This window comes from Cyanobium sp. LEGE 06143 (genome assembly GCF_015207535.1).
Taxonomy (GTDB): Bacteria; Cyanobacteriota; Cyanobacteriia; order PCC-6307; family Cyanobiaceae; genus NIES-981.
On sequence record NZ_JADEWP010000164.1, the window covers coordinates 1 to 6024 of the forward strand.

5 protein-coding genes are annotated in these 6024 nt (G+C 70.2%); 4 read left to right on the forward strand and 1 reads right to left on the reverse strand.

The genetic code is table 11. The features are described from left to right. The 3 genes from IQ216_RS10920 to IQ216_RS10935 form a co-directional block, all read left to right on the forward strand. Positions 1-986, forward strand: a 986-nt coding sequence (locus IQ216_RS10920) for an LCP family protein (RefSeq protein WP_228007410.1), incomplete at its 5' end; no start/stop codon positions are given. A 751-nt stretch (positions 987-1737) separates the two neighbouring features. Next, entirely contained in the window at positions 1738-2745 is a 1008-nt protein-coding gene (locus IQ216_RS10930; RefSeq protein ID WP_186696920.1) for a ribose-phosphate pyrophosphokinase, read from the forward strand. 74 nt (positions 2746-2819) lie between these two features. Next, entirely contained in the window at positions 2820-3974 is a 1155-nt protein-coding gene (locus tag IQ216_RS10935) for a glycoside hydrolase family 10 protein (protein ID WP_370566712.1), read from the forward strand. Positions 3975-4009: 35 nt separating this feature from the next. Here IQ216_RS10935 and IQ216_RS10940 read toward each other — a convergent pair whose 3' ends face one another. Then, complete coding sequence (locus tag IQ216_RS10940; RefSeq protein WP_370566711.1) at positions 4010-4957, reverse strand: aminopeptidase N C-terminal domain-containing protein; 948 nt, start codon at positions 4955-4957, stop codon at positions 4010-4012. Between the two features lie 688 nt (positions 4958-5645). Between IQ216_RS10940 and IQ216_RS14310 the strand changes: the two genes are divergently transcribed. Then, positions 5646-6024, forward strand: a 379-nt coding sequence (locus IQ216_RS14310; protein ID WP_228007411.1) for a hypothetical protein, incomplete at its 3' end; no start/stop codon positions are given.

Here is a 6024-nt window from a genome sequence, read left to right on the forward strand (position 1 = left end):
GCATCAAGCTTTTCGCCTGGCTGCGACCGGTCGTGCTGCTGCGCGTCGCCCTTGTGGGTGTGGGCGCCGCGGTTGGCCTCGCCCTGCTGGGGGTGCTCTGGCCCGAGTCAGACCCGAGCGGCGGCTCCGAAGCGCCTGACGCGCTCGCCGATCTGGCCAAGCCGCCCAGCCGCGCCGTCACGGTGCTGGTGATCGGGGTGGACGCCGATCAACTGCAGGACCCCAACAACAAGGCCGCCCCCGCCGGAGCCGCCAATGCCGACGCCCTGCTGCTGCTGCGCGTCAACCCCGGCGGCCCCCTGCAGGTGCTCAACCTGCCCACCGCCCTCGCGGTGCAGCTGCCNGGCAGCAGCGGGCTCAAGTCGCTCGGCAGCCTCTACCGCCAGGGCGGCGTCGCGCTCACGGCCGACGCCGCCCGCAACCTGGTGGGGCTCGCCAGCACCGAACCGGATCGCTATCTGGTGCTGAGCCGCGGCGCACTGCGCGGCCTCGTGGATGGCCTCGGCGCCCTGGAGGTGAATMCCGGCAGCACCATGGTCTATGAGGACAAGCGCCAGGGACTCAAGATCGACCTGCAGAGCGGCGTCCAGCGGCTCAAGGGCGCCCAGGTGGAGCAGCTGGTGCGCTACCGCGACCCCAGCCGGCCGATCGAGAGCCGCAGCGCCAACCAGGAAGCGGTGATGCGCAGCCTGCTCAGGGAGCTCAACACCCCCGGCCGCAGCCAGGATATTCCGGCCCTGGTCCAGAGCCTCAGGGCTCAGGTGGAGAGCAACCTCACCCCCGCCGAGGTGCTCAGCCTGACGGCCGCCACCCTGAAGCCGGGCCAGAGCGTGAGCTTTGCCACCGTGCCCTTGGCCCCTCCCCCCAAGGATGCGGCCAAGGACGCCAACAAGGCAGCGGCCGGCGGATCGGAGCTGCGGCAGGTCGCCAAGTCGGCGCCCAGTGACCTCTGGCCCCCACCGGCGGCGACCGCCGCCGGCTCCTGAACGCCTAGCCCAGCTTGGTGCAGGCCAGGCGAAGGGCCAGGGCCAGATGGCGCCCCAGGTCATGGGAATCGGCAGCGGCGGCGGCAACGGTGCTGTCCAGGGCCCCGAGCCAGGGCAAGGCCTCGCGGCGACGGCGCTCCGGCTCCCAGGGCAGGCCCCACTGCATCAGGCCGGCCAGGGGCACCGCTGCCTGGCGCAGCAGGGCGGTCATGGCCGCCGGCAGCCCACTGCGCAGCTGCTCGGCGCCCAGCACCGCCACGGTGGGCTGGCGCCAGGCCCCCAGGGCCTCGGCCCAGCAACTGCCGTTCTCCAGGCTGAACCCCGGATCGAGCAGCAGCGGCACCAGCACAGGCCCTGGCGCCGACCGATCAGATGCCGACTGGTTCATTAGCGACGGATCGAACGGGGGCTCGCCGGCCAGCAGGGCGGCCAGTTCCCCGGCGGGCTCCCCACAGCCGGGCCCCTCAACCAKGCCCGGTGCGGCGCTCGTGCCCAGACTCGCCCCCAAACCCGTGCCCAGACCAGCCCCCAGCACCCTCGCCAGGGCTGGAGCCGCCTGCTGCAGCAGGNCGCCCACCGACTCGGGCGGGCCGGCCGCCACCAGCACCAGTCGGGGCGGCAGGGGCGGCAAGCCCAGAGCTGAACCCCGCTCCCCGGAGTGGAGCGGCTCGGAAAGCGTCATGGTTGTTTGCAGTTGTGCGGACCGGCTCGCTTCTACCATCAGACTTGAGCCGACGCGTCTGCGCCCGCCGTGACCAGTTTTCTCACCGCTGATCGGCTGGCACAGGAGCGCACCGCCACCGAAGCCGCCCACGACACCAGGCGGCTGCGCCTGTTCAGTGGCACCTCCAACCACGACCTGGCCCGGGAGATCGGCGCCTATCTCGGCGTGCCAGACGGTCCGCGGGTGATCAAGCGCTTCGCCGACGGCGAGACCTACATCCAGATCCAGGAGTCGATCCGCGGCTGCGACGTGTTCCTGGTGCAGCCCACCTGCGCCCCGGTGAACGACCACCTGATGGAGCTGCTGATCATGGTGGATGCCTGCAAACGGGCCTCGGCCCGGCAGGTCACCGCCGTGATCCCCTACTACGGCTACGCCCGCGCCGACCGCAAGACCGCCGGCCGCGAATCGATCACCGCCAAGCTGGTGGCCAACCTGCTCACCAAGAGCGGCGTGGACCGGGTGCTGGCCATGGATCTGCACTCCTCCCAGATCCAGGGCTACTTCGACATCCCCTGCGACCACATCTACGGCTCGCCGGTGCTGGTGGACTACCTGCGCACCCGCCATCTCGACGAGATGGTGGTGGTGTCGCCGGACGTGGGCGGCGTGGCCCGGGCCCGGGCCTTCGCCAAGCAGATGGACGACGCCCCCCTGGCGATCATCGACAAGCGCCGCGCCGCCCACAACGTGGCGGAGAGTCTCACCGTGATCGGCGATGTGGCCGGCAAGACCGCCGTGCTGATCGACGACATGATCGACACCGGCGGCACGATCGCCCAGGGCGCCCGGCTGCTGCGCCGCAACGGGGCTGCCCGGGTGTTCTGCTGCGCCACTCACGCCGTCTTCTCCCCCCCGGCGGTGGAGCGGCTCTCCGAGCCTGGCCTGTTTGAGGAGGTGGTGGTGACCAACAGCATCCCCCTGGCCGAGGAGCGCCACTTCCCCCAGCTCCGGGTGCTATCGGTAGCCAACATGCTGGGCGAGGCGATTTGGCGCATCCACGAAGAAAGCTCCGTGAGCTCGATGTTCCGCTGACCACTCCTGCCGTGGCCCCGCCGCCCCTGAAGCGAGGCAGCCGGCTCAAGGCCCTGCTGCCGGTGAGCCTCAACGTGCTGCTCGCCGCGGTGGTGGGCCTGCCGATCGGAGCGGCGGCCCGCAGCGCCACGCCCCAGCCTCGCCGTATCGGCGTGTGGCTCACCAACAGCCCCAGCACCCTCTACTACGACGGCGCACGCATCGATCGGGCCGTGGACGATCTGGCCAGGAGTGGCTTCACCACCCTCTACCCGAACGTCTGGAGCAGGGGCACCACGTTCCACCGCTCGCGCCACGCGCCGATGGAACCGGCCCTGGCCAAGGCCAACCCCAACCTCGATCCGATCTGCCGGCTCACCAGCAGCGCCCGGCGGCGCGGCATGGAGGTGATCCCCTGGTTCGAGTACGGCCTGATGGAGCCGGCCAGCGCGGCCATCGTGCGGGAGCGGCCGGAATGGGTGCTGCAGCGCCGCGACGGCAGCACGGGCGTGGAGATGCACGGCACCACCATGGTGTGGCTGAACCCGGCCCACCCGGGAGTGCGCCAGCGCTTTCTCGGCCTGATCACCGAGATCGTGCAGCGCTGTGACGTGGATGGCATCCAGCTCGACGACCACTTCGCCTGGCCGGTGGAGCTCGGCTACGACCCCTACACCCGCCAGCTCTACCGGGCCGAGAAGGGGGTGGAGCCGCCCGCCAACCACACCGACCGCTTCTGGATGAAGTGGCGCCGCCAGCAGCTCACCAGCCTGCTGCGGGAGCTGCGGCAGCAACTGAATGAGCTGGATGCCAGCTCGGGCCGCGGCCGGCTGGGTCAACCGCCTGAGCGGGTGATCAGCCTCTCGCCCGGTCCGTTCCGCTTCGCCTACAACCGCTGGCTGCAGGACTGGGAGCTTTGGTCGGTGGGCGAGCTGGTGGACGACCTGATCGTGCAGAACTACGCCTACTCGGTGCGGGGCTTCGCCAAGGATCTCGACCAACCGGCCCTGGTGAAGGCCAAGGAGTGGGGCATGCCTGTGGAGATCGGCATCCTGGCGGGCTTCGGCGGCCGCACCCCCAACATGACCACCCTGCGGGAGAAGGTGAAACTGGCCACCGCCAGGGGCCACGGGGTGATCTACTTCTATTGGGAGGGGCTGTGGGGCGTCCACGCCGGCCCGGAGGGCGGCGCCTCCCGCAAGGCGGCTTTCCGCAAGCTGCACGAGGAGGTGAACCGCAGCGGCCGCTGATCAGTGCGGCAGGAGCCAGAAGCGGCTCAGCCAGCTCAGGCAGCTCCCAGGCACTGCTCCACCACCTCGCGGCTGTTGGTGGACAGCTCTGACGCCGCCAGGCTCTCGAGGGCCTGGCGCATCTGGCCGCCACGGCCGGGGCCATAGCTCTGCCAGCGGCTGAACACCTTGGCCAGGCGCGAGGCGGTGATCGGGTTGCGGCGGTCGAGGGCCGCGATCTGGCTGGCCATGAAGCGGTAGCCGCTGCCATCGGCGGCATGGAACACGGGCGGGTTGCCGGCCAGGCCACCGAGCACCGCCCGCACGGAGTTGGGGGCCGCCGGATCGAAGCGAGGGTGCTGCAGCAGCCGTTGCACCCGCTCCAGACCATCGCCGAAGGGGGCCGAGGCCTCCAGGGCAAACCAGGCATCCAGGATCACGGGCCTGGACTGCCAGCGCTGGTAGAAGGCATCGACCGCCTCCTGCCGCTCGGGAATCTCCCGGGCCTGCAGGGCCCGCAGGCCGGCCCGCGCCAGGGTCATCGAGGGGCCATCCACGGCCGCCCGGGCCGCGGCGATCACCGCCGCATCCCCGGCCGCAGCACGCCAGCTCCAGATCGTGCCGGTGAGCCTCCGGGCACCGCTGCCGTCCGGCCAGTCCAGGCTCCACTGCGGGGTGCAACGCTCCAGGGCTGCCTGCAGGGGCGCCGCCAGGGCCGCCCCGAACAGGGCCCTCAGGGCCTCCAGGGCCGCAAACAGGGCCGGGGGGTCCGGCTCGCCGGGGCCATCCTCGAGCTCCGCCAGCCCCGGCAGGGACAGCAGCATGGCGCGGCTGGCCTCCGAGAGCCGCGGGTCGTGCAGGATGCGGGCAAAGGCCGTGATCAGGGCATCCTCCAGACCCCCATCCGGCTGGCCAGCGGCCCGGGCGAGCACGGCCTGGCGCAGCAGCCCCTGGCCGGCATCCCAGCGGGCGAAGGCCTCACTGTCGTGGGCCAGCAGGTGCACGAGCTCGCTGCTGGGGCGGCCGATCTCCAGCTTCAGCGGCGCCGAGAACTGACGCAGCAGCGACAGGGCAGGGGGGTGGNGCGGTCGGCTTGGGTCGTAAGAACGGCTTCGGCCCCGTCTTGCGATGTTCCCAAGGCAACGATCATTGCCGGTGCAGGTGTCGGCGTATCGACAGACCCGATCCGCGCGCACTCTCCCGCGGTGGTGGTGATATTGCCCGCCCCCTTTCGGTCGTTCGCGCCGATCTGGACCTCGACAGCGTTCAAACTGGCCGTGATATCACATCCGATGGGAAGGTCGGGCATCAGGGATCTGACCGCCCTCCAGTCCAGATCGCCGTTGACCGGACCAAGCGTCGCCTTGCGCGGCCGCAGGGCGGCCCGCCCGTTGATATCACTGCCCTGCCCCGTCAACGTCCAGTCGATCACAAAGGCGAGCCCCCGCAGACTTGCCCCTTCATCGACCTGCCACTGCAGCACATGGTCGCCGTCCAGCGCCACAAGCCCGTTCCAGATCGTGCCGGACAGCTGGTCTTTCGGGAAAGGCAGATCGACATGCTGCGCGGCAAAGCGAACTGGCATATACACGACCAAAGACCCCAAAAACGCCGTAACACCAAGGAGCAAGACCAATGACCAGAGAGCGAGCAAGCGCGCATAGCCTGAACCGCCGTGAGATGTGTCGGGCTTTGCTGTCAACGTGGTCGCTTCCTGTTCTGGGGCTGCCTCTGGCGGCCTGCGGAGCATTGCCGACGGAGGGCTTTGGCTCGGGTGCCGGGGGCGGCGATGCTGCGCTTCTTTTGCCGCTCAGCGGCCCTGCTTCTGGTCTTGGTCAGAATATGGGGCGCGCTGCAGGTCTTGTCACGCAAGGATTGCCGCCGTCTCAGGCTCCGGCCATCTTTGACACTGCGGATACAGCCGAAGGGGCCGCTCTGGCTGCGCGTCAGGCGCTGGATCAGGGGGCCAAGCTGTTGCTGGGCCCATTGCGGTCCGACCAGACGCCCGCTGTGCTGGCGGTCGCCGGAAATGTTCCGGTGGTCACCTTCTCCAACGATGAAGCGCTTGCGG